This window comes from Streptomyces sp. NPDC007945, from assembly GCF_042958885.1.
GTDB lineage: Bacteria > Actinomycetota > Actinomycetes > Streptomycetales > Streptomycetaceae > Streptomyces.
Window position 1 is genome coordinate 417312 of the sequence record NZ_JBIBJV010000003.1, and the last position, 24388, is coordinate 441699.

A 24388-nucleotide genomic window follows, 5' to 3' on the forward strand; every position below is an offset into this window, starting at 1 on the left:
CGCGGACAACCCCGAGGAAGGCCCGAGCCCCGCCATGCTCCTGCTGCTGTCGCACTCCGACACCGACCTGCTCAGCGCCCGTGCGGCCGGAGGGCCGGTGGAGTACCGCTTCGCCAACCCCTCCCGGCTGCCGCTCGCCGACCTCCCCGGCCTCCTCGACGGCGCCGAGCTCGTCGTCGTCCGCCTCCTCGGCGGCGTCCGCTCCTGGGAGGAGGGCCTCGACGCGGTCCTCGCCACCGGGAAGCCGGTCGTCGTCCTCAGCGGCGAACAGGCACCCGACGCCCAGCTGATGGCCGCCTCCACCGTGCCGATCGGCGTCGCCACCGAGGCGCACGCCTACCTCGCGCACGGCGGCCCCGCCAACCTGGAGCAGCTGGCCCGCTTCCTCTCCGACACCGTCCTCCTCACCGGCCACGGCTTCGAGGCCCCCGCCGCCGCCCCCACCTGGGGCCCGCTGGAGCGCACCGCCCGCGTCACCGAGGGCCCGACGGTCGCCGTGCTCTACTACCGCGCCCACCACATGAGCGGGAACACCGCCTTCGTCGGCGCGCTCTGCGACGCGATCGAGGACGCCGGGGCCCGCGCCCTCCCGCTGTACGTGGCCTCGCTGCGCGCCCCGGAGGAGGAGCTGCTCGCCCGGCTCCGCGGGGCCGACGCCATCGTCACCACCGTCCTCGCCGCCGGCGGCACCAAGCCGGCCGCCGCGCAGGCCGGCGGGGACGAGGAGGCCTGGGACGCGGGCGCGCTCGCCGCGCTCGACGTGCCGGTGCTGCAGGCGCTGTGCCTGACCGGTTCGCGCGCCGCCTGGGAGGAGAACGACGAGGGACTGTCGCCGCTCGACGCGGCCAGCCAGGTCGCCGTCCCCGAGTTCGACGGCCGGCTCATCACCGTCCCGTTCTCCTTCAAGGAGATCGACGCCGACGGCCTGCCCGCGTACGTCGCCGACGCCGAGCGCGCCGCCCGCGTCGCCGGCATCGCCGTCCGCCACGCCCGCCTCCGGCACATCCCGAACGCCGAGAAGAGGCTGGCGCTCGTCCTCTCCGCGTACCCGACCAAGCACTCCCGCATCGGCAACGCCGTCGGCCTCGCCACCCCCGCCTCCGCCGTCGCCCTGCTGCGCCGGCTGATCGAGGAGGGGTACGACTTCGGGCCCGAGGCCGACCTCCCGGGCCTGGTCTCCGGTGACGGCGACGAGCTGATCCACGCCCTCATCGAGGCCGGCGGCCACGACCAGGACTGGCTCACCGAGGAGCAGCTGGCGAAGAACCCGGTCCGCATCCCGGCCGCCGACTACAAGCGCTGGTACGCCGAACTCCCGGCCGAGCTGCGCGAGAAGGTCGAGGAGCACTGGGGCCCGGCGCCCGGCGAGATGTTCCTCGACCGGTCGCGGAACCCGGAGGGCGACATCGTGCTCGCCGCGCTGCGGCGCGGGAACCTCCTCGTCCTCATCCAGCCGCCGCGCGGCTTCGGCGAGAACCCGATCGCGATCTACCACGACCCCGACCTGCCGCCCTCCCACCACTACCTGGCCGCCTACCGCTGGATCGCGGCCCGCGCGGAGGACGGCGGCTTCGGCGCCGACGCGATGGTGCACCTCGGCAAGCACGGCAACCTGGAGTGGCTGCCGGGCAAGAACGCCGGCCTGTCCGCCGCCTGCGGCCCCGACGCGGCCCTCGGCGACCTGCCGCTGGTCTACCCGTTCCTCGTCAACGACCCGGGCGAGGGCACCCAGGCCAAGCGCCGCGTCCACGCCACCCTCGTCGACCACCTCGTGCCGCCGATGGCCCGCGCCGACTCGTACGGCGACATCGCACGCCTGGAGCAGCTCCTCGACGAGTACGCGCAGATCTCCTCCATGGACCCGGCGAAGCTCCCGGCGATCCGCGCCCAGATCTGGACCCTCATCCAGGCCGCCAGGCTCGACCACGACCTCGGCCTGCAGGAGCGCCCGGAGGACGACGGCTTCGACGACTTCCTGCTGCACGTCGACGGCTGGCTGTGCGAGGTCAAGGACGCCCAGATCCGCGACGGCCTGCACGTCCTCGGCGGCGCGCCCACCGGCCCCGAGCGGGTCAACCTGGTCCTCTCCATCCTCCGCGCCCGCCAGATCTGGGGCGGCACGCAGGCGCTGCCCGGTCTGCGGGAGGCGCTCGGCCTGGACGAGTCGGCCGCCACCCGCACGACCGCCGACGAGGCAGAGGCCAAGGCCCGCGAGCTCGTCGAGGCGATGGAGGCCGCCGGCTGGACGGTGGACGCGGTCCCCGCGGTGGCCGCCGCGTACGGCTCCGAGGTCCACGACGTGCTCCGCTTCGCCTGCGAGCAGGTCGTGCCGCGCCTCGCCGCCACCACCGACGAGCTGACCCACGCCGTGCACGCCCTGAACGGCGGCTTCGTGCCCGCCGGCCCGTCCGGGTCGCCGCTGCGCGGCCTGGTCAACGTGCTGCCGACCGGCCGGAACTTCTACTCCGTCGACCCCAAGGCGGTGCCGTCCCGGCTCGCCTGGGAGACCGGCCAGGCGCTCGCCGACTCGCTGCTGACCCGCTACCGCGAGGACAACGGCGAGTGGCCGACCTCGGTGGGCCTCTCCCTGTGGGGGACGAGCGCGATGCGCACCGCCGGCGACGACGTCGCCGAGGCGCTGGCCCTGCTGGGCGTCCGCCCGCTGTGGGACGAGGCCTCGCGCCGCGTCAACGGCCTGGAGCCGATCCCCCTGGAGGAGCTGGGCCGCCCGCGCGTCGACGTGACGCTGCGCATCTCCGGCTTCTTCCGCGACGCGTTCCCGCACGTCATCGGCCTCCTCGACGACGCCGTCCGGCTGGTCGCGGGCCTCGACGAGCCCGCCGACGCCAACTACGTCCGCGCGCACGCCCAGGCCGACCTCGCCGAGCACGGCGACGAGCGCCGCGCCACCACGCGCATCTTCGGCTCCCGGCCCGGCACGTACGGCGCGGGCATCCTCCAGCTGATCGACTCGCGGGACTGGCGCACCGACGCCGACCTCGCCGAGGTGTACACGGTGTGGGGCGGGTACGCGTACGGGCGAGGGCTCGAAGGCCGGCCGGCGCGCGACGAGATGGAGACCGCGTACAAGCGGATCGCGGTGGCGGCGAAGAACACCGACACCCGTGAGCACGACATCGCCGACTCGGACGACTACTTCCAGTACCACGGCGGCATGGTGGCGACCGTGCGGGCGCTGCGGGGCACCGCCCCCGAGGCGTACATCGGCGACTCGACCCGCCCCGAGACCGTCCGGACCCGGACGCTCGTCGAGGAGACCTCCCGGGTCTTCCGCGCCCGGGTGGTGAACCCGCGGTGGATCGAGGCGATGCGCCGCCACGGCTACAAGGGCGCCTTCGAGCTGGCGGCGACCGTCGACTACCTCTTCGGCTACGACGCCACGACCGGTGTCGTCGCCGACTGGATGTACGACAAGCTCACCCAGGAGTACGTCCTCGACGAGACCAACCAGGCCTTCCTCAAGGAGGCCAACCCCTGGGCCCTGCACGGCATCGCCGAGCGGCTCCTGGAGGCGGAGTCGCGCGGCATGTGGGAGAAGCCGGACCCGCAGACGCTGGCCGCCCTCCGCCAGGTCTTCCTCGAAACCGAAGGCGACCTGGAGGACGACGCCTAGCCACCGCCGCGCCCGAACCCGCACCCGCCTGAACCCGCACCGCCAGGGAGCCGTCCCCGGGGTGCGGGTTCGGTGCGTCGTGCCCCGGCCCGGCGGGGGAGCGGGTTCCGCAGGGGGCGGGGATCAGGCGGTGGCCACGCGGAGGACCAGGGCCAGGGCCGGGAGGAGCGTCAGGACGACGGCGGGCGCCACGGCGTAGTCCTTGACGCGCAGGTGGGCGATCACCGCGCCGATGAAGTAGAGGACCAGCCCCACCGCCGCGGCGACACCCAGCGCCGGGACCACCAGGCCCGCGAGCAGCCCCAGCGCCCCCGCGATCTTCGCCGTGCCCAGCCACGGCAGCCATCCGTCCGGCACGCCCACCTTCTCCATGCTCCCGACGACCGCCGGATTGCGGGTGAAGGTCGCGACGGCGGAGCCGGTCATGGCGAGCGCGAGCAGGGCGGCGAGGACGACGTAACCGACGAACATGGGGACACTCCAACGATCCGGGGACGGAAATCGTTGAAGCGTAACAACGATTTCTTACGCTCCACAATGTGGTTGTTGTTACGGTGGACCGCATGGCAGCCCTCCCGACCGACCGCCTCGGTTTCCTCCTCTCCTTCCGCGGAGAGCTCACCGGCGCGCGCATCCGCTCCGCCCTGGGCGTCGCCGGGCTGCCCCCGCGCCACGCGATGACCCTCATGCAGCTCGCCCCCGCGCCCATGGGCCAGCGCGACCTGGCCGCCGCCATGGAAGTGGACCCGAGCCAACTGGTCGCGATCCTCAACGACTTGGAGGCCTCCGGCCTCGCCGAGCGCCGCCGCGACCCGGCGGACAGGCGCCGCCACATCGTGGAGATCACGCCGGCCGGCGCGGCCGTCCTCGACCGCGTCGACCAGGCCGTCACCGAGGCCGAGCGCGAGCTCTTCGCCGACCTCACCGAGGCCGAACGGACCCTGCTCCGCGGCCTCCTGGACCGCGTGGTCGTCGACCCGGCCGACCACGACTGCGGCGCGTAGCCGAGGAGTCCGCAGGAAAGAGGAAAAAGCGCCGGCCGGCCGATGAGTCCGCCGGCCCCCGGCCGTCTACCCCCGTGAGAGCACCGCACGGAGGAGAGAACGATGGCCGAGACCACCACCCGCACCCTGGACACCGCCGGCGCGACCCTGCGCTACGACGTCCGCCCCGGCACCGGCGCGGACCCGCGCCCGCTGCTGCTCGTCGGCTCCCCGATGGACGCGACCGGATTCACCACGCTCGCCTCCCACTTCGCCGACCGGACCGTCGTCACCTACGACCCGCGTGGTGTCGGGCGCAGCGAGACGGCCGAGGGCGCCCCGACGGAGATCCGGCCGGAGGAGCACGCCGACGACCTGGCGCGGTTGATCGAGGACCTGGCCGCCGGCCCGGTGGACCTCTTCGCCAGCAGCGGCGGCGCCGTCAACGCGCTGGCCCTGGTGGCCCGCCGCCCCGAGGTCGTGCACACCCTCGTCGCCCACGAGCCGCCCGCCGCCGGGCTCGTCCCCGACGGCGCCGAGGCCCTCGCCGCCTGCGCCGACGTGCACGCCGTCTACCAGCGGGACGGCTGGGGCGCGGGCATGGCCAAGTTCATCGCCCTCACGAGCCACCAGGGCCCGATCCCGGCCGACTGGGCCGGGCTGCCGGTCCCGCCGCCGGAGGCGTACGGCCTGCCCACCGAGGACGACGGGCGCCGGGACGACCCGCTGCTCGGCCGGAACCTGCGCGGCTGCACCTCGTACGTCCCCGACGTCGAGGCCCTCGGGGCCGCGGCCGGCACGACCCGGATCGTCGTCGCCGCCGGCGAGGAGTCCCAGCAGGAGCTCGCCGCCCGCGCCGCCGCCGCGCTCGCCGACCGGCTCGGTCTCCCCCTCGCCGTCTTCCCCAGCCACCACGGGGGCTTCCTCGGCGGGGAGTTCGGACAGCAGGGGGCGCCGGAGGAGTTCGCGAAGGCGCTGCGGACGGTCCTGGAGGGCTGAGCGAGCCACGGCCCGTGCGACGGCCGGCGGTGGGCCGTCGCATCCGGAGGACGGGCGGGACCACGCCGGTAGAAATCTTACTTGTTCTAGTAGAGTACGAACAAAGGAGGTTTCCATGACCGACGCCCACCGCCCCGGAGCCACGCGCCCCGGAGCCCCGCGCCCCCGGCCCCCGCGCCCCGCCGTCCTCCGTGTCCCCCGCCGGCTCCGCCTTCTCGCCGCCCTCCCCTTCGTGCTCGCCGCCGCCGCGTACCTGCTGCTCTGCGCCCTCTGGTCCGACCGGCTCCCCGACCGGCTCGCCACCCACTTCTCCCCCGGCGGGGAGGCCGACGGCTTCACCGGCCGGGGCGCCTTCGCCGCCGTCGGCACCGGCCTGCTGCTCGCCCTCGGCGCCGCCTGGACCGTCTTCGTCCGGCGCAACGCGCTCTGGGGAGCCTGGCTGACCGCGGGCTTCACCGGCACCCTGCTCTGCCTCGTCGTCGGCGACAACGTCGACGCGGCCGACCCCGCCGCCGTCACCTCCCCGCTCTCCCACCTCGCCGTCGCGGCCGCCGCCGGCGCGGTCCTCGCCCTCGCGGGCCACGCCCTCTCCCGGCTCGTCCCGCCGGAGGAGTACGACGCGGCCGACGCGGAGGCCGAGCCGGACGCGCCCCGGCTCGACCTCGGCGCGGGGGAGGTCGCCGGCTGGTCCCGGGCCACCGCCTCCGCCCCGCTCACCGCCCTCGGCCTGCTCTTCCTCGCCGCCGGAGGCGTCGCCGCCCTGCTCGGCCCGTGGCCGCTGCTCCTCGTCGCGCTCGCCGTCGGCGTGCCCGGGCTCGCCCTCGCCCGGGTCCGCGTCCGCGTCGACCGGCACGGGCTCACCGTCCGCTCCACGCTCACCCCCCGGCCCCGCGTCCACGTGCCGCTCGCCGACATCGCCGCCGCCGACACCCGCGACATCCACGCCCTGCGCGAGTTCGGCGGCTGGGGCTACCGGGTCCGCGCCCACCGCTCCGGCGTGGTCCTGCGCTCCGGCGAGGCGCTGGTGGTCCGGCGCGGGAACGGCCGCGAGTTCGCCGTCACCGTGCCCGACGCCCGGACCGCGGCCGCCCTCCTCAACACCCTCGTCGAACGACGTGGAAGGCTCTGACCGTGCTCTTCCGCGTCGACCCCGCCTCCGCCGTCCCGCTCGGCGACCAGATCGCCGGCTGCGTCCGCGGCGCCCTCGCCGACGGCACCGCCGCCCCCGGCGAACGGCTTCCCGCCGCCCGCGAACTCGCCGACTCCCTCGGCGTCAACGTCCACACCGTCCTCCGCGGCTACCAGCGGCTCCGCGAGGAGGGCCTCATCGAGCTCCGCCGGGGCCGCGGCGCCCTCATCGTCCCCGGCGCCGCCGCCCCCGACCGGGCCCGGCTCGTCACCCGGCTCCGCGAGGCCGCCGCCGAGGCCCGCGAACTGGGCCTCAGCGAGGCGGAGTTCCTCGACCTGGCCCGTACCAGCCTGGGCTGAACGGCGGCCGGGCGGCCCGGCCGACCGGAGACCCGGCCCGCCCGCGCCCCGCGATCCGCCCGCCCGCGCCCCGGCACCCCGCGCCCCGGCCCGCCCGCAACCCGCCCCCCCCGCGACCCGCGATCCGTCCGCCCGCGCCCCGGCACCCGCACCCCGGGCCCCCGCCGCCCCACCCCGAGCCGCCGCTCCGGAGGAACCCGCCCGGGGCCCGTACCTCGCCGGCTCACCCGTTCGGTCCTGCCCGGGGCGCCGGGGCCGCCCGCCGCCCCCAGGGTGGGCCCCATGGGCACACCGGCCGGCGCGAGCGGCGACGACGAACTCACCAGGCTGCGGGCCCGGGTCGCGGCCCTGGAGGGCGGTGCCGCCCCGGGCCGGCCGCGGCGCGAGCACCACCGCCTGCGTTCCTTCTTCTCCGGGCTGCTGGTCGTCATCGGCTGCGTGCTGGTGCCCCTCGGCCTCGTCGCCGCCTGGACCGCCGATCTCCTCGGCGACACCGACCGCTACGTGCGGACGGTGCAGCCGCTCGCCTCCGACCCCGACGTGCAGGCGGCGGTGGCGAACCGGGCCACCGACGCGGTCATGGACCACATCGACCTGCCCGCGCTCCTGGAGGACGTCGCCCCCGACCAGCGGCCGCTGGTGGAGAAGGCGCTGGGGAAGCTCGGCGGCTCCCTGGAGGGCGCGCTCAGGAGCTTCGTCCACGACCGGGCCCAGGACGTCGTCGCCTCCCCGGCCTTCGAGACCATCTGGACCGACGCCAACCGCACGATCCACACCTCCCTCGACCGGGCCCTGACGGGCGACCAGGACGGGGCGGTGAAGATCGAGACGGACGCGGTGACGATCGACCTCGCGCCCGTCGTCGAAGGCGTCAAGGAACGCCTCGTCGACTCCGGCCTCACCGCCGCCGGGAAGATCCCAGAGGTGCACACCGACTTCACCGTGCTGCGCTCCGACGACATCGGGAAGGCCAAGACCGGTTTCGCGCTGCTCCAGACCCTCGGCGTGTGGCTGCCCGTGATCGCCGTCCTGTTCCTGGCCGGCGGGGTGCTGCTCGCGGTCCGCAGGCGCCGGACGCTGGTCGCCGCGGCCCTCGGCCTCGCCGTGGCGGCGGTCGTCCTCGGGATCGCGCTCACCGTCTTCCGCACGGTCTACCTGAACGCGCTGCCCGCCTCCGTCTCCCCGGCCGCCGCGGGCTCCGTCTACGACACCCTGATCCGCTTCCTGCGCACCTCGGTCCGGGTGTGCGCCGTCCTCGGCGTGCTGGTCGCGCTGGCCGCCTGGCTGACGGGGCCCAGCCGACCGGCCGTCCTGGCGCGCCGCCTGTGGGGCTCGGGCATCACGGCGACCCGCTCGACGGCCGACCGGGCGGGCCTGCGGCTCGGCCCGGTCGGCGGCTTCGTCCGCCGCTTCCGCACCTGGATCGTGTGGATCCTGGTCGCCGGCGCGGCCCTCGCCTTCGTCCTGTGGCCGCACCCGACGGGCTGGGTCGTGATCGGCCTGGCGCTCGCCCTGCTCTTCGCGCTGGCGGTGACGGACTTCCTGGCGGGCGGGCCGCCCGGGGAACCGGCACGCGCCGACACGGCGGGTCCGGGTGGCTCCGGCGCGGCCGTCTAGCCCCTGGTACGACCGCGGTACGGCCCCCGTACGGCCGTCTCCGCCCGGGTACGGCCGCTCCACGACCCGCCCGCCCCCCCCGGGCGCCGACACGGTCAGGAACCGAGAAGCGCGCACCGATCCGGCCAACTACCTTCGGCCCTATGGACATCACCATCCACACCACCGCCCTCCCGCACGAGGACCCCGAGGCCTCCCTCGCCTTCTTCCGCGACGTCCTCGGCTTCGAGGTCCGCAGCGACGTCGGCCAGGGGAAGATGCGCTGGATCACCGTCGGACCCGCCGGACAGCCCGGCACCTCGATCCTCCTCGCGCCGCCGGCCGTCGACCCCGGCATCACGGAGGACGAGCGCCGCACCATCACGGAGATGATGGCGAAGGGCACGTACGGCTGGATCCTCCTCGCCACCCCCGACCTCGACGCCGTCTTCGCGAAGGTCTCCGCCGGCGACACCGAGATCGTGCAGGAGCCGACCGAGCAGCCGTACGGCATCCGCGACTGCGCCTTCCGCGACCCGGCGGGCAACCTGATCCGCATCCAGGAACTCCGCTGATGTGCCGCCCCGGCTGGGCCCGGGCCCGCACGGAGGCGATACGGCTCCGGGAACGGCGGGACTGCACCCGGTCAGTTTCGGAGAAGCACCCGGAAACCCCGGAACCTAGCCTGGAACCACCGCGGGACGACCACGGACGCGACGAACGAGGGGACCGGTCATGACCACCAGGGCGACGAAGAACGACGGCTTCACCGACGACGAGCGGGCGGCGATGAAGGAGCGGGCGAAGGAGCTGAAGTCCGCCAAGGCCCGCGGCAAGGCCGCCGACGCCGAGGCCGACCTCCTCGCGAAGATCGCCGAGATGACGGACGACGACCGGGCGCTCGCCGAGGGCGTCCACGCCCTGGTCAAGAAGGTCGCCCCCGAGCTCGCCGCCAAGACCTGGTACGGCATGCCCGCCTATGCCAAGGACGGCAAGGTCGTCCTCTTCTTCCAGAGCGCCGCCAAGTTCAAGGCCCGCTACGCCACCCTCGGCTTCAACGACTCCGCCGCCCTCGACGACGGCGACATGTGGCCCACGGCCTTCGCCCTCACCGCCCTCACCCCCGAGGTCGAGGCCCGCATCGAGGCCCTCATCGAGCGCGCCGCCGCCTGAGCCCCGCCCGCGGGTCAGGCCCGCATGCCCGCCCGGTGGTCCGGGTGGCGCGGCGCCCAGCCGAGGTCGCGGGTGGCCTTGGCGTGGGAGACGCGGAGGCGGGTGTCGAGCATGAGGGCGCCCAGATAGGGGACGGCCAGGCGCAGGAGCCGGCCGGGGAGGACGAGGCGGCGGCCGCCGCGGGCGGCCGACAGCTCGCCCCAGGTGGACGGACGGTCGTCGACGATGTTGTACGCCTCGCCCGCGCGGCCCCGCTCCAGCGCGGCGACGGTCGCCTCGGCCGCGTCCTCGACGTGGACCCACGACATCGTGCCGCCGCCGCCCCTCGGGACCGGGAACGGCCGGGTGCCGGGCGTCGGGTCGAACCAGGTGCCGGGGCCGTAGAAGACGCCGTACCGCAGCGCCGTGCCCGCCACGTGGTCCGCGGCGAACAGCCGGCCCTCCGCCTCCACGAGGCCGGTGATCACGTGGTCCGCGACCGTGCCGCCGCGCACCCCGAACGGGTCCTCCTCGGTGACGGGCCGCTCGCCGTGGTCGCGGTAGCCGTAGCCCAGGACCAGGGACTGGGTGACGAAACGGCCCGCCCCCAGCACGCCCGCCGCCTCCAAAAGGTGCGCGGTGCCGCGCTCCCGCAGGACGTTGCTGGGGTCGTCGGCGGTGAGCCTCAGCCGGGGCGCCTTGAGCGCGGTCAGTTGGTGGACCACCGCGTCGGCGGTCAGACCGTCGAGCGCCCGCAGCAGCCCCTCCCGGTCGAGCGCGTCGGCCCGCACGGGCGTCGCGCCCAGGGCGCGTACCGTCTCCGCGGAACCGTCCGAGCGGGCGAGGGCCAGCACCTCGTGCCCGTCCCGGACGAGGGCGCGGGTCAGCGGGCGGCCGATGGCGCCGGTGGCACCGGCGAGCAGGATCCTCATGGTCAACCTCCAGGTGGCTACACCCTCATGACCGGACGGCCCGGCGGTGCGTGACAGCCGGAGCCATTCGAAAAAGTGATCCGGGTCACACCCTTTCGGGCGTACGGTGAGGCGTCCGTGATCCGGTCCCCGGATCGCCCCGCCGGTGGAGGGTTCGGTGCGCGCATGACCGAGAACAGCACGCCCCTGGAGATCGTCTCCGAGCCCGTCGGCCGGGTGGTCGGGGGCCGGGCCGAGGTTCTGGACGACGAGTGGGGCGGGGTGGCGGCGGTGATCCGCCTGGACGAACGGTTCGGCGCCGACGCGCTCGCCGGCCTCGACGCCTTCTCGCACGTGGAGGTCGTCTACCACTTCGACCGGGTCCCGCCGGAGAAGGTGGAGACGGGCGCCCGGCACCCCCGCGGCAACACCGACTGGCCGCTGGTCGGCATCTTCGCCCAGCGCGGCAAGAACCGGCCCAACCGCCTCGGCGTCTCCCGCTGCCGACTGCTGCGCGTCTACGGCCGCGAGGTGCACGTGGAGGGCCTCGACGCCGTCGACGGCACCCCGGTCCTCGACATCAAGCCCTACATGGCCGAGTTCGGCCCGCGCGGCACCACGACCCAGCCCGCCTGGGCCACCGAGATCATGCGCGACTACTACTGACGCCGGTCCCGGGGAACGGCCTTCGCGCGTACAACCATTCGACGGCTCGAAGGTCTCAACGGGTGAGGCGCATGGTGCGCCTGATGTTCCTGGTGTTATCAGGAGGAATGTCCGTGCCCCTGGCCCGTTCGACGCGACGGCGGCTCGCCTGCGCCGTCACCACCGTGCTCGCCGTCACGCTCGGAGCGACCGCGCTGACCGCTCCCGCCCACGCCTCCCCGGCCGCGGGCGGATCGCTCACGGCCGGCCCGGTGACCGCCGGCGCCGCGGCGACCGCGGACCCGGTCGCGTACCCCGCGGGCAGCAAGCTCACCGGGGCCGGGGTGACCGGCTTCCTGACGACCTCGAACGACGGCGTCTCGACCTTCCGGCGCTACTCGGACGGCTCCGGGACGGCGTACGACTCCCCCGCCGTGTACCTGCGGTCGACGCCGACGACCGACTTCCTGGTCTTCCGGAGCGGCGGCAAGATCACGCAGCGGAACCTGGCGACGAACGGCATCCTCGAAGTCCCCGTCGGAACCCTCCAGGGGGACGCGAAGTGGGCGGGTGCGGCCGGTGACGCGGTCTTCACGACCGTCGAGACCGAGGCGGGCACGGAGCTCCGCAAGCACGTCGACGAGGCCCCCGCCGTGACGGTCACCGGCCTTCCCGCCGACGCGACGCTCATCATGGTCACGCCCGCCACCCCCGCCCACGCCAAGGTCTCCTTCACACGGGGCGGACTGGGCGGGTGGGGCCTCCTCGACCTCGCCACCGGCGCCGTGACCCTCGGGGCCCCCGGGATCCACGCCACGGCGGTCTCCGCGACCCGTACCGCCTGGTTCGAGGGCGTGGGGACGCTCCGGGTCCGCGTCGCGGACCGGGCCACCGGCGAGGTGCGGGAGGCCCCGGTCTCCCAGGCGCAGGCGCTCGGCAAACTCCAGGTGGGCCTGGCCGGCGACTGGGTGCTGTACGGGCAGAAGGGCGGCATGGGCTTCACCCAGCCGAGCGTCCACCACGCCGTCACCGCCCACAACGTCGTCACCGGGGCGACGGTCAAGGTGCTCGACCACGCCTACGAGTTCACGTCGGCCCCCGACGGCAGCCTGTACGCGCGGGGCGGCCTCGTCGGCGAGGGCGAGGGTGTGTACCGGATCGCGGACGCGGGCGACGGAACCGTGAAGGCCGAGCTGATCGCGGCGACCGGCGAGCCCACCGAGGTCGTCGCGACGGCCTCCACCGTGCCCCCGGCCGTCCTCGACCTCGACAGGACCGACGGCTTCGTCTTCCGGTGGACGCTCTCCCGCGAGGTGGGGAACCCGAAGCTCACCGTCCGCCACGTGCGGACCGGGAAGATCACCGACCTCACCACCGGGAGCTGGTCCACCAGCACCCCGGGGTTCGCCTGGGTCGACAGCAACCGGGACGCGGACGTCCCCAACGGGGACTACACCTGGGAGTTCACCGGCGAGCCGGTCAACGGCATCGGCCCTGCCGTCACCGCCAAGGGCGCCTTCGAGGTCGTCCGCAAGGTCCAGCCGCACGACTACGACGACAACGGCAGCCCCGACCTGCTCAGCCGGGACTCCGCCGGCCGCCTGTGGCGTACCGACCTCTTCTACCGTCCGATCGACGAGCGCCGCGGCATCCACGAGGCCGGCGCCCGGACCTACCTCGGTTCGGGCTGGGGCGCCTACGACCGGCTCGAGGCCGCCGGCGACCTGGGCGGCACGCCGGTCGGCGACCTCCTGGCCCGCGACGGGTCCGGCGTGCTGTGGCTGTACCAGGGCAAGGGCACCGGCAACTTCGCCGGTCGCGTCCAGGTCGGCGGTGGCTGGCAGGTCTACGACAAGATCACGGCCGGCAGCGACCTGACCGGCGACGGCCGCGCGGACGCGCTCGCCACCGACCGGTCCGGCGCGCTCTGGCTCTACACCGGCACCGGCAGCGCCACGAAGCCGTTCCTCACCCGCAAGAAGATCGGCACCGGCTGGGGGGTGCACAACGACATCACGGCCGTCGGCAACATCGCCGGCGCCGCCGCGGGCGACCTCGTCGCCCGCGACAAGGACGGCGTCCTCTGGCTCTACCTCGGCAAGGGGGACGGCACCTTCGCGCCGCGCACGCGGATCGGCGGCGGCTGGCAGGCGTTCCGCCCGCTGATCGCCGCGGGCGACGCGAACGGCGACGGGCGCCCGGACCTCATGGGCCTCCCCGTGTCCTGGGAGCCGTCGCGGCTGTACCGGAGCACCGGCGACTGGAAGGCGCCGTTCCGGACCGGCGAGACCATGTTCCTGGAGCAGGTCACGATGAACGCCTCGGACCTCGTGTTCTGACGGCACCGGCCGTGCACGGGGGCACCTCGCCGGCTCCGCGAGGTGCCCTCGTGCCTGCCCCGCACCGGGCAACACCGGGAATCGGACACCGAGATGGCGGTGTCCGGATGGTGGAAGGGCGTGGCTTTCTCCGTCAGATCTTCTACGCTCGGGGGAACCCGCAGGTGACTGGGGGGTTCGCAACGGGGCGAGCTGGTTCTGATCTGAGTGATCTAGGGGCTGGTTGCATGACTGTCGCGCGGCTTGAACTGATGCACGCCACCGGGGAGGCGCAGCTGGAGTACGCCGCGTACGCGTACGCGGTGCCCCGCGAGCACGTGACGGAGGACGAGCTGGCGCAGATCCTGGACGCCCCCCAGGAGACCGCCCGGGACGTCGTCAGGAACCTCCGCGAACTCCGGCTGCTGCGCAGCGTCGACCCCGAGGGAACCCGTCTGTGCGCGGTTCCCCCGGCCACCGCCGGCGCGCAGCTGCTGATGCCGGCGATCCGCCAACTGCGCGAGAGCCAGCGGGAGATGGGGCAGTCCTTCGCCCGGATCCTGGCGATGATGCCGGCGTACGAGTCCGGGGTGCTGTCGCAGCTGGAGCAGCCGGCCTTCCAGTACCTCTCGGACCTGGCCACCACCCGGCAGGTGATCACCGAGCTCGCGGCGCGCGCCAAGGAGGAGGTGCTCACCGTGCAGCCGGGCGGCAGCCGCCCGCCGGGCAGCATCTCGGAGGCGCACGAGCGCACGGTGCGGCTGTTGGGGCGCGGGGTGCGGATGCGCACCCTCTACCAGCACTCGGCCCGGTTCGACGGCACGACCGTCGACTACGTGCGCATGGTGAGCGAGCTGGGCGCCGAGGTGCGGATCGCCAGCGGTGTCGTCTCCCGACTGCTGATCTTCGACCGCGAGGCGGCGCTCATCAACCTGCCCGGCCTTCCGCACGGCGCGGTGGTGGTCCGGGAGTGCAGCGTCCTGGAGTTCATGACGGAGATCTTCGAGAACACGTGGAACACCGCCGCCGAGTTCCCGCTCCAGCAGCAGCGGGCCCAAGTGGTGGACGCCTCCGAGGAGTTCAAGCAGGCGCTGCTGCGGCTCCTGGTCGAGGGCGACGACGACAAGGTGATCGCCAGGAAGCTGGGCGTGTCCATCCGGACCTGCCAGCGCCACCTGTCGGAGATCATGGCCAGGCTCGGCGCCCGGAACCGGCTGCACGCGGGCTATCTGATCCACAAGCACGGGCTGCTCGACCGCTCGTTCCGGGAGGACGAGCCCGTGGCGGACGGCGCCGGGGCGTCCTGAGCGGCGTCACAGCGGCTCGGTCACGATCAGGACGGCGGGGCGCCTGGTCCGCTGCATGAGCCGGTAGCACTCCCCGACGGCCTCCTCGGGGCGCAGCGGGTCGAGGACGACGCCGGGCGGGGCGAACTGCGCGTCCAGACAGTCGGGTTCCTCCACGGCGGCCTTCCCCGGGCGCCCGACGACCATCAGGAGCGGCACCTCGTAGGCCTGGTTCAGCGCGGTGAGCGCGCCGAGCGTGTGGCCGGGCCCCGCGTGCGGCAGGAACACGGCGGCGTCACCGCCGGTCAGGGCCATGCCGGTGGCCATGCTGATGGCCGCGTCCTCGTGCGGTGCGGGCAGGTAGACGAGGTCCCGGAGTTCGGGGTACGGGCTCCGCGGCGCGCCCTCCAGGAGCCGGAAGAACCCCTGGAGCATCGCGCACGGGACTCCCGTGAAGTTGCCGAAGCCCAGGCGGGCGAGGGTGAGCAGCACGGCCTCGGCGAGATCGATGTTCTGCGGCGGGACGGTTCCGGGTGTGGTGGTCATGGGTTCCGGTCTCGGTGGGCTGCGTCGTCGGGGCCACCGCCGGGGGGACGGGGTGTCCGGGGCACGGACGGGGGAGTCGCCGTGCCCCGCGGTGGCGGCGGGGGCGCCGGCTCAGTCCCAGCCGAGGTCGAGGGAGAGGGCGGCGTCGGCGTCGGGACCGTCGGACGCCGGCCCCGACGCCGAGCCGGAGGTGCCGTGGCCCGCGCCGCCCTGGCCCAGGTCGACGCTGCACAACGCCACGACGAGGGCACTGAGGACGACGGGCGACCATGCGCTGCGAAGACGGGGCACAGCTGTATTCCTCACGTTCGGCGTTCGGGCGGACGAGCCGCCTGCTGACACGGACGACTCTGCTGCACGCGGCACTCCGGAGACACCGGTTCCGGGTGCCGCATCCGCGACAGTCGCAGATGCGCCAGACCACTTCGGCGGCGAAACCGGACAAAGATCTCGGCGGGGTCTCGTCATGCGGACAACCCCCTGGATCTCCGGCGCCGACTGCGTATAGAAATCACTCGCCGCTGATCCCCACGGATCCGGGACGCCCTCCAAAGGGGTCGTCCCGGAGGGGTTGCGCGCTTTGTTGCCCGGACCGGGAAGGGGAGTTCTCGGACCGGTCCGGACCGCCTTCTCGCCCCGGGTCGAAAGCTTCGCCGCTTCCCCGATTCAGAGATCCGGAAGGGCGTGCCGCGCGGAGAGCTCTGCCTCACCGGCCGTATCGAGCAGGAGACCCGGACCCTGCTCCGACCTGCCTGTCTTGAACGTAGAACGCGTTGAGTGCGTGGAATCAGAAAGGGAAGAAACGATGCGCGAGCGTCTTGTCGGCCTCATCGGGAACGTCGTGGCCGAGGTCAATGAACGGCGGGACGAGAAGATCCCCACGGGCGATCTCCTCAACGTCAGCCTCTACGGAGACGCCGGCGTATTCGATTCGATGCACCTCGTCAATTTCCTCACGCTCGTGGAAGAGGCGATCGAGGACGAATTCGACGTGGAGATCTCCCTGACCTCGGAGAAGGCCGTCTCCCGGCGGGTGAGCCCGTTCAGCCGCGTCAGCCGGCTCATCGAGTTCATCGAGGAAGAGATGAACGAGAACGCGGAGACGACCGCGGCCTGACGGCCGGGTCCCCGCGGAGAGGCGAGAACATGTCGGTGACGGTGAGAAAGGCCCTGGAGGGGGACCTGTACAAGGTCTACCTGCTCCTCAAGGGATCGACGCTGAATTCCGCGTGGATCCCCTTCGAGTGGCGCCGGCGGATGTTCCAGCCGGTCTGGGGCGGCAGCGAGGGCTACTACGGCTACGTCATGGAGGACGGCGACGAGGTCGTGGGCTTCCTCGGCACGCTCTTCACCGAGCGGGAGGTGCGGGGCGAGCCGCACAAGTTCTGCGAGATCCACAGCTGGTACGTGAAGGAGGAGTACCGCCACGAGAGCCTGCGGCTCTTCCTTCCGGTCACGTCCCTGCGCAAGGTGACCCTGGTCAACTACACGCCCACCCAGGCGGTGTACGACATCAGCAAGAAGTTCGGCTGGGAGGACCTGGAGACGGGCGTCCGGCAGTTCCTGCCGGTGCCGACGCCGCGCAGCCTCGGCCGGGGCTTCCGGGTGGAGACCCGCAAGCACGTCATCGCGCAGCACCTCGACGAGTCCGACCGGCGGATCTTCCTCGACCACGCCGACCTCCGCTGCCGGCACTTCCTGATCACCAGGAAGGACAGCTCCGAGTACCTGTACGTGATCCTCAAGAAGCTGCGCCTGGGCCGGTTCGTGCCCTTCGGCCGCCTCCTGTACGTCAGCGACAAGCCGATGCTCCTGGAGGCGCTCGACCACCTGCGGATCCGCTGGTGCCTCCGGCTCGGCCTCGCCTTCACCGTCATCGACGAGGCGGAACTCGCGGACACCGCGGCGGCCGGCAGGCGGCCCGCCTTCACGCGCCTGGTCCCCCGCGCGGTCCCCTCGCAGTTCAAGTCCAAGACCCTGGAGCCCGAAGACATGCGGCCCGCCCTCTACTCGCTGCCCCTGCTCATCGGCTACCGGCTGCACTGACGACGATGAACATTCTTGTCACCGGCACGCGGTCGGGGGTCGGCAAGGCGCTCGCCGAGCACCTCGTCGAGCAGGGCCACCAGGTCGTCGGATGCAGCCGCCGGCCGTCGACGGTCGACCACCCCGGCTACCGGCACCACGAGGTGGACCTCACCGACGCGAAGGCGCTGCGGGCCATGTTCCGCGAGGTGCGCCGGGAGTTCGGCCACCTCGACGCCCTCGTCAACAACGCGGGCACGTCCAGCATGAACCACTTCATGATGACCCCGGAGAAGACCGTCCGGGACATCTTCGACATCAACTTCTTCGCGGTGCTCAACTCCTGCCGGGAGGCGGCCAAGCTGCTGCAGAAGAGCCCCGGTCCCTCCTCGGCGATCCTCAACGTCACCACGGTCGCGGTGCCGTGGGCGCTCGACGGGCAGCTCGCGTACTCGGCGAGCAAGAGCGCCGTCGAGCAGCTGACCCGGGTCATGAGCAAGGAGCTGGCCGGCTTCGGCATCCGCGTCAACGGCATCGGGCTGCCCCCGGTGCGGACCGTGCTGACCCGCACCCTGCCCGCGGGCATGGTCGATTCCCTGATCGACCGGCAGGCCATCAAGCGGATGTGCACGATGGCGGACCTCTTCGGACCCGTCGATTTCCTGATCTCCGAGCAATCCGGATTCGTCACCGGAGAAACGCTCTTCCTGGGGGGAGTCCACTGACATGAGCGACGAACTGGACGGTCGCGAGGCGCCGGACGGCCACGGCGCGCCGGACGGCCGCGACGCACTGGCGGAGAGGTTCGCCCGGCTGGGGGACCGCCCCGCCGTCATCGACAAGGGCCGGACGCACAGCTACGGCGAGCTGGCCCACGCCATCCGCACCACGGCGGACCGGCTGCGCGAGCGGGGCGTCGCCCCGCACGAGGCGGTGGTCCTCAACGCCGACTTCTCGTTCGGCTCCATCGCCGCCCTGCTGGCCCTCTACCTGAACCGGAACGTCGTGGTCCCGCTGGTCGCGATCACCGAGGGCGCCCTGCGCACCGTCAACGACTCCTGCGCCCCGCGCCACCTGGTGAAGGTCGCCGACGACGGCTCCGAGCTCGTCGTCGAGCCCATGGCCGGCGGCGCCGGGCCGGGCGCGGAGGCCGGGGCGGCGACCGCGGAGGCGTACCGCCCGCTCGTCGAAGCGGGCGCGGCGGGCCTCGTCCTGCTGAGCAGCGGCAGCACGGGCGCGCCCAAGGCGATCCTGCACAACCTCGACACCCTCGTCGCGGAGAAGGCCGGCTCCGGCGCCCGGGTCGGCTCGCGGACCACGAACATCCTGATGTTCCTGCTCTTCGACCACATCGGCGGCATCAACTCGCTGCTGGGCGTCTTCAAGGTCAACGGGACGGCGGTGCTGCCGGCCCGGCGCACCCCGGAGGAGATCTGCGCGCTGATCGAGGAGCACGGCATCCGGCTGCTCCCCACCAGCCCGACCTTCCTCAACCTCATCCTCATCGGCGACTACCACCGCAAGCACGACCTGAGCAGCCTGCGGATGATCTCGTACGGCACCGAGCCCATGCCCGAGGAGCTGCTGCGGCGCCTGCACACGGCGCTGCCGCGGGCCCGGCTGCTGCAGACCTTCGGCACCAGCGAGACCGGCATCTCCGCGACCACCAGCGAGTCCTCGGAGAGCACGTACTTCCGGATCTCCGACGAGAACGTGCAGTACCGGATCGTGGACGGCGAGCTGCAGCTCAAGAGCCGCACCCAGTTCATGGGCTACCTCAACTACCCCGACGACTCGCTGACCGAGGACGGCTGGTTCCGCACCGGCGACCTCGTCGAGGAGAAGGAGGACGGCTTCCTCAAGGTCAAGGGCCGGGCCAAGGAGGTCATCAACGTGGGCGGCGAGAAGGTCCTGCCGCTGGAGCTGGAGTCGATCCTGCTCGGCAGCCCGCTCATCGACGACTGCGTCGTCTACGGCCGGCCGAACTCGATCACCGGCCAGTCCGTGTGCGTCGACATCAAGCCGAGCGGCGCGATGACCCGGGCCGAGGCCCGCCGGCACGTCCACGAGTTCCTGGAGGGCAAGGTCGAGCCCTTCAAGCTGCCCGCCAAGGTGAACCTCGTCGAGGAGCTGCGGATGTCCGAACGATTCAAGAAGCAGAGGATCCGCGCATGAAGGAGCTCGTCTTCCTCGGGGCGGGCAAGTTCGCCCTGGAGGTCGCCCGGTACGTGGCCGACGCCTCCGCCGCCGGACCCGAGACGTACCGCGTCGTGCGCCACGTCGTCGTGGACGGCGAGACGGCGCACGCCCCGGCGGAGCTGTGCACCGCCCTGGACGAGGTCGTGTGGGAGCCCGGCACCCCCGTGGTGCTCGCCGTCTCGGACACCGCCGTACGGCGCCGGCTCATCGACGAGGTCGTCGTGAAGCACGGCCTCGCGGCCGAGAACGTCGTCCACCCCACGTCCCGGGTCGACCCGGGCGCGCTGCGGGGCGTCGGCAACGTCATCGGCCCGGACAACTACCTCGGCGTGAACGTGTCCCTCGGGGACTTCAACGTCCTCAACTACCTCAGCAGCGTCGGACACCACTCGCGCCTCGGCTCGAACAACTTCCTCGCGCCCAACTTCCACTGCGGCAACAGCGTCGAGGTCGGCGACGACAACTTCTTCGGGCTCGCGTGCACCGTGGCCCCGGAGGTCGTCATCGGCAGCGACTGCCGCTTCCAGGCCGGACTCGGCCTCTTCGAGAACGCGGCCAGCGGCCTCACGTACCTCGCACCGAGCCGCATCAAGACCATCAAGTCCCTTTGAGGAGACAGCACATGAAGAAGTCGAAGGTTTCCGTCATCGGTGCGGGCCCCGCGGGCTGCGTGGCGGCACTCACCCTCACCAAGCTCGGCCACGAGGTCGAGGTCTTCGAGCGCGACACCTTCCCGCGCTACCGCGTCGGCGAATCGTTCCTGCCCGGCACCCTGTCGATCCTCACCCGGCTCGGCCTCCAGGAGAAGATCGACGCCGCCGAGTTCGTGAAGAAGCCCTCCGCCACCTTCCTCTGGGGCCAGGACCAGGCCCCGTGGACGTTCTCCTTCACCACCCCGCGCACCTCGCCGTGGGTCTACGACCACGCCATCCAGGTCAAGCGCGAGGAGTTCGACCAGCTCCTCGTCGACGAGGTCCGCGAGCGCGGCGTCACCGTCCACGAGTCCACCCCGGTGACGAACGTCGACATCTCCGCCGCCGACTCCGTCACCCTCACCGTCCGCCAGGGCGAGGAGTCCCGCACGGTCGTCAGCGACTTCGTCGTCGACGCGAGCGGCTCGCACAGCCCGCTCGCCCGCCAGCTGAAGATCCGCCGCTACGACGAGTTCTACAAGAACTTCGCGGTCTGGTCGTACTTCAAGCGCCCCGACCCCTTCGAGGGCGACCTCAAGGGCACCACGTACTCGATCACCTTCGAGGACGGCTGGGTCTGGATGATCCCGCTCAAGGGCGACCTGTACAGCGTCGGCCTCGTCGTCGACCGCTCGAAGTCGGCCGAGGTCAAGGAGCTGGGCCCGGAGCGCTTCTACCGCGAGACCCTCGCCAAGGCCAAGCGCGCCACCGCCCTCCTGGACGGCGCCGAGATGGTCGACGAGGTGCGCATCGTCCACGACTGGTCGTACGACTCCGAGTACGTCTCCGCCGGCCGGTTCTTCCTCAGCGGCGACGCCGCCTGCTTCACCGACCCGCTGTTCTCGCAGGGCGTCCACCTGGCCACCCAGTCCGCGGTCTCGGCCGCCGCCGCGATCGACCGGATCACGGAGAACCCGGACGAGAGCGACGAGGTCCACGCCTGGTACAACCGCACCTACCGCGAGACCTACGAGCAGTACCACGAGTTCCTCGCCTCCTTCTACACCTTCGCCTCCTTCACCGAGCCGGAGTCCGAGTTCTGGCTCAAGCGCCGCATCAGCGAGACCGCCGACGAGCGCCTCAGCCGCAAGGCCTGGTTCGACCGCCTCGTCCAGGCCGACCAGGGCAGCAGCGACTGGTCGATCGCCGACTTCCGCGACCGCGCCTCCACGATGATCGGCATCGGCCGCCACCAGCGCCTCGAACTCAGCGACGAGTTCAGCGACGACGAGCTCAACGTCGCCCGCGTCCAGTGGATCAGCCGCCTGACCAAGGACCTCAACAGCATCAAGCGCCTCCAGTGGAACGGCACCGAGGTCCGCCTGGAGCCCTTCTACAAGGTGGACCCGGAGGGCTTCCGGCTCCAGCGCAAGCAGGTCCTCGGCAACGAGGACGGCCTCGACATGGTCAAGTGGCCGCTGGAGGAGGAGCACCGGGAGATCTTCGAGAGCCTCCTCAAGGAGGAGCTCGGCTACAAGGAGGTCATCCGCCGCCTGAGCGAGACCGGCAAGCAGGAGCTGAGCTCCCAGATCGTCATCCGGCTCATGGAGGCCGGTCTCGTGACCGGCTACGACAAGAACGACCAGCCCGTCTTCATCCAGGACCGCCTGCGCTTCGACGGCGTCGGCGTCGAGTACGAGGTGTGACGACCATGCCGAACCAGAACCCGACCCTCGTCTTCCTCGCCGGCATCGGCAACTCCGGCCCCGAGCACTGGCAGCGCCAGTGGTTCGAGCGCGAGGCCGACCGCGCCGTCTGGGTGGAGCACTCCTCCTGGGACGAGCCCGTCGCGGCCACGTGGGTGAAGGAGCTCGACGAGGCCCTCGCCGCCGTGCCGGGACCGAAGGTCGTCGTCGCCCACAGCCTCGGCTGCACCCTCCTCGCGGAGTGGGCCCGCGCCCGCACCGGGGACCCGGCCCTCACCGACGTCGCGGCCGCCTTCCTGGTCGCCGCGCCCGACGTCGCCGGCGAGAACTTCCCCACCCAGGCGGAGGGCTTCGCCACCGACGCGTACGCGCGGCCGCTGCCCTTCCCGTCCGTGGTGGTCGCCAGCGAGGACGACCCGTACGGCTCCCTGGAGCACGCCGAGAACGCCGCCCGGCAGCTCGGCGCCCGCCTCCACAACGTCGGAGGCCTCGGGCACATCAACGCCTCCTCCGGCCTGGGGGAGTGGAACGACGGCTGGCGGCTCTTCCAGGACGCCCTGAAGGCCTGAGGGGCCTGACGCCCCGAGGCCCGAGGGCCCGTACCCGAGGGTCCTCGGCTACGCGGGGACAGCGGTGGGGCGTCCACCGGCGGGCGGAGCCGACCAGGTTCCGCCCGCCGGTGCCGCCCCGGTCCGGCCACACCCCCGAGGGCCGTCCGCGCCCGGGGAGAACAGCAGGGAGCAACGATGGAACTTGTCCAGGCCGAGCCGGTCAGCCCCTCCTCCGGCCCGACGGACCCCGCGCACCGGGCGGCCCCGGCCACCCCGGCGACGTACCGGTACTGGCCGGCCGATCTGCACCGCCCCCAGGTGGTCCTCCGGTCCGGACGCCACCGGGTGACGTGCGTGCTCGACGAGCGCACCCCGGACGGGACCCTCGTCCTGTCCGCGCCCGAACCGGACCGGCTGTCCGGCATCCGGCCCGGCGCCCGCCTCGCGCTGCTCTTCCGCGGCGACGGCCGGCGCCCCGGCGGCGGAGCCCCGGTCCCGCTCTTCAGCCGCGACCACACCGTCGACCCCAGGACCGGGCGGGTCGAGGTGCGGCCGCCCGCCGACCGCGCCGACGCCCACACCCACGCGCTGGCGGAACCGATCACGGCCCGCCTCGACAGCCCCACCCTCTTCGCCCGGCCGCAGCGCGTCACGATCGTCCGACTCGGCCCGTACGGCGGCGAGTTCACCACCGACGATCCCGGACGCCTGCTGGCTCCCGGCATGTCCGCGACGCTCGACCTGTGGCTGCCCTGGCTGGGCGGCCGGAGGATCGCCGCCCGGCTCACCTCCTGCCGCCAGTCCGGCGACGAGACCCGCTTCTCCTTCCGGACCGCCACCCGGAGGTCCGTGCGCGACTGCGCCGTCGTCCTCGCCGGCACGGTGCCGGAGTTCGGCTTCCCCGCGCTGCGGGCCGCCGGTGTCCGCCCGTTCCGGGTGAACCGCTACCTGTCGATCCGCACGGTCGCCGACGAGGCCACGTACCGGCAGGCCCTGGACGTCCGACTGGCCGGCAACCGGCACTTCGGGCGACTCGCCGACGTCGGCGACAGCATCGAGGTCGGCGACCGCCTCGACCGGCACGCCGTCGGCATCGTCTGCCGGCTCGGCGACAAGCCGGTCGGCACCGGCCGGATCGTCGTCAACGCCGGCGACCGCGCCCTCAGCGAGATCGAGGCGCAGACCGAGGGACTGCCGGCGCACATCTGGGAGGGCGGCTTCGTCGAGGTCTCCCGCCTCGCGATCCACCCGGACTACCGGGGCTCGGGCGTCGTCCTCGCCCTCTTCCGCGAGATCGCCCGGCTCGCCTTCAACCTCGGCTGCCGCTACCTCGTCCTCGACGCCATCGACAAGCTGGTCCCCCAGTACGAGCGCCTCGGCGGCCGCAAGCTGCCGATCTCCAAGACGCATCCGTACACCAAGGAGCCCGTCCGGGTCATGGCGATCGACATCGGCGAACAACTCGGCCGCCTGGGCCGCGACTGGCCGCGCTGGCAGTACGTCTTCGGCCCCGTCGTCGGCCACTACCTGCGCACCTCGTCCCCCCACACCCTGACCGCCCTGGTCCACGGCCTCCGCCGCGTCCCCTTCCGCATCAAGCGCATCACGAGCAGCTTGCTGTGAGCCCGTGAGCCCGTGAGCCCGAGGGGGCGGCGCGCCGGTGGCCGCGCGGACTGTGCTTGGTCCCCCCCCGCTCGTCCGCGCACCGTTCCAGCCC

At 73.0% G+C, this 24388-nt stretch carries 22 protein-coding genes and 1 pseudogene; 19 read left to right on the forward strand and 4 right to left on the reverse strand.

What is annotated here, in order from left to right; genetic code table 11:
• The first annotated feature begins 34 nt into the window (after positions 1-34).
• A complete protein-coding gene (cobN, locus tag ACFZCF_RS12690) occupies positions 35-3634 on the forward strand; it encodes a cobaltochelatase subunit CobN (protein ID WP_388442777.1) in 3600 nt (1199 codons plus the stop codon).
• A gap of 123 nt (positions 3635-3757) precedes the next feature.
• Here the strand turns inward: cobN and ACFZCF_RS12695 are convergent, their stop codons facing one another.
• A complete protein-coding gene (locus ACFZCF_RS12695) occupies positions 3758-4105 on the reverse strand; it encodes a DoxX family protein (protein WP_388442780.1) in 348 nt (115 codons plus the stop codon).
• A 92-nt stretch (positions 4106-4197) separates the two neighbouring features.
• On the opposite strand from ACFZCF_RS12695, the gene ACFZCF_RS12700 reads away from it, so the two are divergent.
• The 7 genes from ACFZCF_RS12700 to ACFZCF_RS12730 all read left to right on the forward strand — a co-directional run bounded on the left by ACFZCF_RS12700 (position 4198) and on the right by ACFZCF_RS12730 (position 9873).
• Positions 4198-4638: a MarR family winged helix-turn-helix transcriptional regulator gene (locus ACFZCF_RS12700; protein ID WP_388442783.1), complete on the forward strand. Its 441-nt coding sequence runs from the start codon at positions 4198-4200 to the stop codon at positions 4636-4638.
• Positions 4639-4740: 102 nt separating this feature from the next.
• Positions 4741-5616, forward strand: a complete 876-nt coding sequence (locus ACFZCF_RS12705) for an alpha/beta fold hydrolase (RefSeq protein WP_391286502.1) — start codon at positions 4741-4743, stop codon at positions 5614-5616.
• A gap of 115 nt (positions 5617-5731) precedes the next feature.
• Positions 5732-6745 (forward strand): DUF1648 domain-containing protein, encoded by a 1014-nt coding sequence (locus tag ACFZCF_RS12710; protein ID WP_391286504.1) that lies wholly within the window; start codon positions 5732-5734, stop codon positions 6743-6745.
• A 2-nt stretch (positions 6746-6747) separates the two neighbouring features.
• A complete protein-coding gene (locus ACFZCF_RS12715) occupies positions 6748-7104 on the forward strand; it encodes a GntR family transcriptional regulator (RefSeq protein ID WP_391286506.1) in 357 nt (118 codons plus the stop codon).
• Positions 7105-7386: 282 nt separating this feature from the next.
• The gene (locus tag ACFZCF_RS12720) at positions 7387-8721 is read left to right on the forward strand and encodes a hypothetical protein (RefSeq protein WP_388442794.1); all 1335 of its coding nucleotides are present in this window, start codon (positions 7387-7389) and stop codon (positions 8719-8721) included.
• A gap of 143 nt (positions 8722-8864) precedes the next feature.
• A complete protein-coding gene (locus ACFZCF_RS12725; protein WP_388442797.1) occupies positions 8865-9275 on the forward strand; it encodes a VOC family protein in 411 nt (136 codons plus the stop codon).
• Positions 9276-9435: 160 nt separating this feature from the next.
• Positions 9436-9873, forward strand: a complete 438-nt coding sequence (locus tag ACFZCF_RS12730; RefSeq protein ID WP_391286509.1) for an iron chaperone — start codon at positions 9436-9438, stop codon at positions 9871-9873.
• A gap of 14 nt (positions 9874-9887) precedes the next feature.
• Here ACFZCF_RS12730 and ACFZCF_RS12735 read toward each other — a convergent pair whose 3' ends face one another.
• The gene (locus ACFZCF_RS12735) at positions 9888-10784 is read right to left on the reverse strand and encodes an NAD-dependent epimerase/dehydratase family protein (RefSeq protein WP_388442803.1); all 897 of its coding nucleotides are present in this window, start codon (positions 10782-10784) and stop codon (positions 9888-9890) included.
• A gap of 165 nt (positions 10785-10949) precedes the next feature.
• Between ACFZCF_RS12735 and ACFZCF_RS12740 the strand changes: the two genes are divergently transcribed.
• From ACFZCF_RS12740 to ACFZCF_RS12750, 3 genes are all read left to right on the forward strand, one after another.
• Positions 10950-11429, forward strand: a complete 480-nt coding sequence (locus ACFZCF_RS12740) for a TrmO family methyltransferase (protein ID WP_391286511.1) — start codon at positions 10950-10952, stop codon at positions 11427-11429.
• A 107-nt stretch (positions 11430-11536) separates the two neighbouring features.
• Entirely contained in the window at positions 11537-13747 is a 2211-nt protein-coding gene (locus tag ACFZCF_RS12745) for an FG-GAP-like repeat-containing protein (RefSeq protein ID WP_391286513.1), read from the forward strand.
• A gap of 227 nt (positions 13748-13974) precedes the next feature.
• Positions 13975-15033: a LuxR C-terminal-related transcriptional regulator gene (locus tag ACFZCF_RS12750; RefSeq protein WP_391286515.1), complete on the forward strand. Its 1059-nt coding sequence runs from the start codon at positions 13975-13977 to the stop codon at positions 15031-15033.
• 6 nt (positions 15034-15039) lie between these two features.
• Here ACFZCF_RS12750 and ACFZCF_RS12755 read toward each other — a convergent pair whose 3' ends face one another.
• On the reverse strand, positions 15040-15558 hold the full coding sequence (locus ACFZCF_RS12755; protein ID WP_391286517.1) for a thiamine pyrophosphate-binding protein: 519 nt from the start codon (positions 15556-15558) through the stop codon (positions 15040-15042).
• A 111-nt stretch (positions 15559-15669) separates the two neighbouring features.
• Positions 15670-15849 (reverse strand): hypothetical protein, encoded by a 180-nt coding sequence (locus ACFZCF_RS12760; RefSeq protein ID WP_391286519.1) that lies wholly within the window; start codon positions 15847-15849, stop codon positions 15670-15672.
• 514 nt (positions 15850-16363) lie between these two features.
• On the opposite strand from ACFZCF_RS12760, the gene ACFZCF_RS12765 reads away from it, so the two are divergent.
• The 8 genes and pseudogenes from ACFZCF_RS12765 (at position 16364) to ACFZCF_RS12800 (ending at position 24294) form a co-directional block, all read left to right on the forward strand.
• Positions 16364-16675 (forward strand): hypothetical protein, encoded by a 312-nt coding sequence (locus ACFZCF_RS12765; protein WP_362184843.1) that lies wholly within the window; start codon positions 16364-16366, stop codon positions 16673-16675.
• A gap of 35 nt (positions 16676-16710) precedes the next feature.
• A complete protein-coding gene (locus ACFZCF_RS12770; RefSeq protein ID WP_388442821.1) occupies positions 16711-17604 on the forward strand; it encodes a GNAT family N-acetyltransferase in 894 nt (297 codons plus the stop codon).
• 5 nt (positions 17605-17609) lie between these two features.
• Positions 17610-18308, forward strand: coding sequence for an SDR family NAD(P)-dependent oxidoreductase (locus ACFZCF_RS12775; protein WP_388442824.1), 699 nt, complete (start codon positions 17610-17612; stop codon positions 18306-18308).
• A 1-nt stretch (position 18309) separates the two neighbouring features.
• Positions 18310-19758: an AMP-binding protein gene (locus ACFZCF_RS12780; protein ID WP_391286523.1), complete on the forward strand. Its 1449-nt coding sequence runs from the start codon at positions 18310-18312 to the stop codon at positions 19756-19758.
• The gene (locus tag ACFZCF_RS12785) at positions 19755-20393 is read left to right on the forward strand and encodes a hypothetical protein (RefSeq protein WP_388442830.1); all 639 of its coding nucleotides are present in this window, start codon (positions 19755-19757) and stop codon (positions 20391-20393) included. The genes ACFZCF_RS12780 and ACFZCF_RS12785 overlap by 4 nt, the downstream gene beginning before the upstream one ends.
• Positions 20394-20419: 26 nt before the next feature.
• Positions 20420-22120: pseudogene (gene cmlS, locus ACFZCF_RS12790) on the forward strand (chloramphenicol-biosynthetic FADH2-dependent halogenase CmlS); the annotation flags it as partial.
• Between the two features lie 5 nt (positions 22121-22125).
• Positions 22126-22689: an RBBP9/YdeN family alpha/beta hydrolase gene (locus ACFZCF_RS12795; RefSeq protein ID WP_388442833.1), complete on the forward strand. Its 564-nt coding sequence runs from the start codon at positions 22126-22128 to the stop codon at positions 22687-22689.
• Between the two features lie 177 nt (positions 22690-22866).
• Positions 22867-24294, forward strand: coding sequence for a GNAT family N-acetyltransferase (locus ACFZCF_RS12800; RefSeq protein ID WP_391286526.1), 1428 nt, complete (start codon positions 22867-22869; stop codon positions 24292-24294).
• Positions 24295-24388 lie beyond the last annotated feature (94 nt).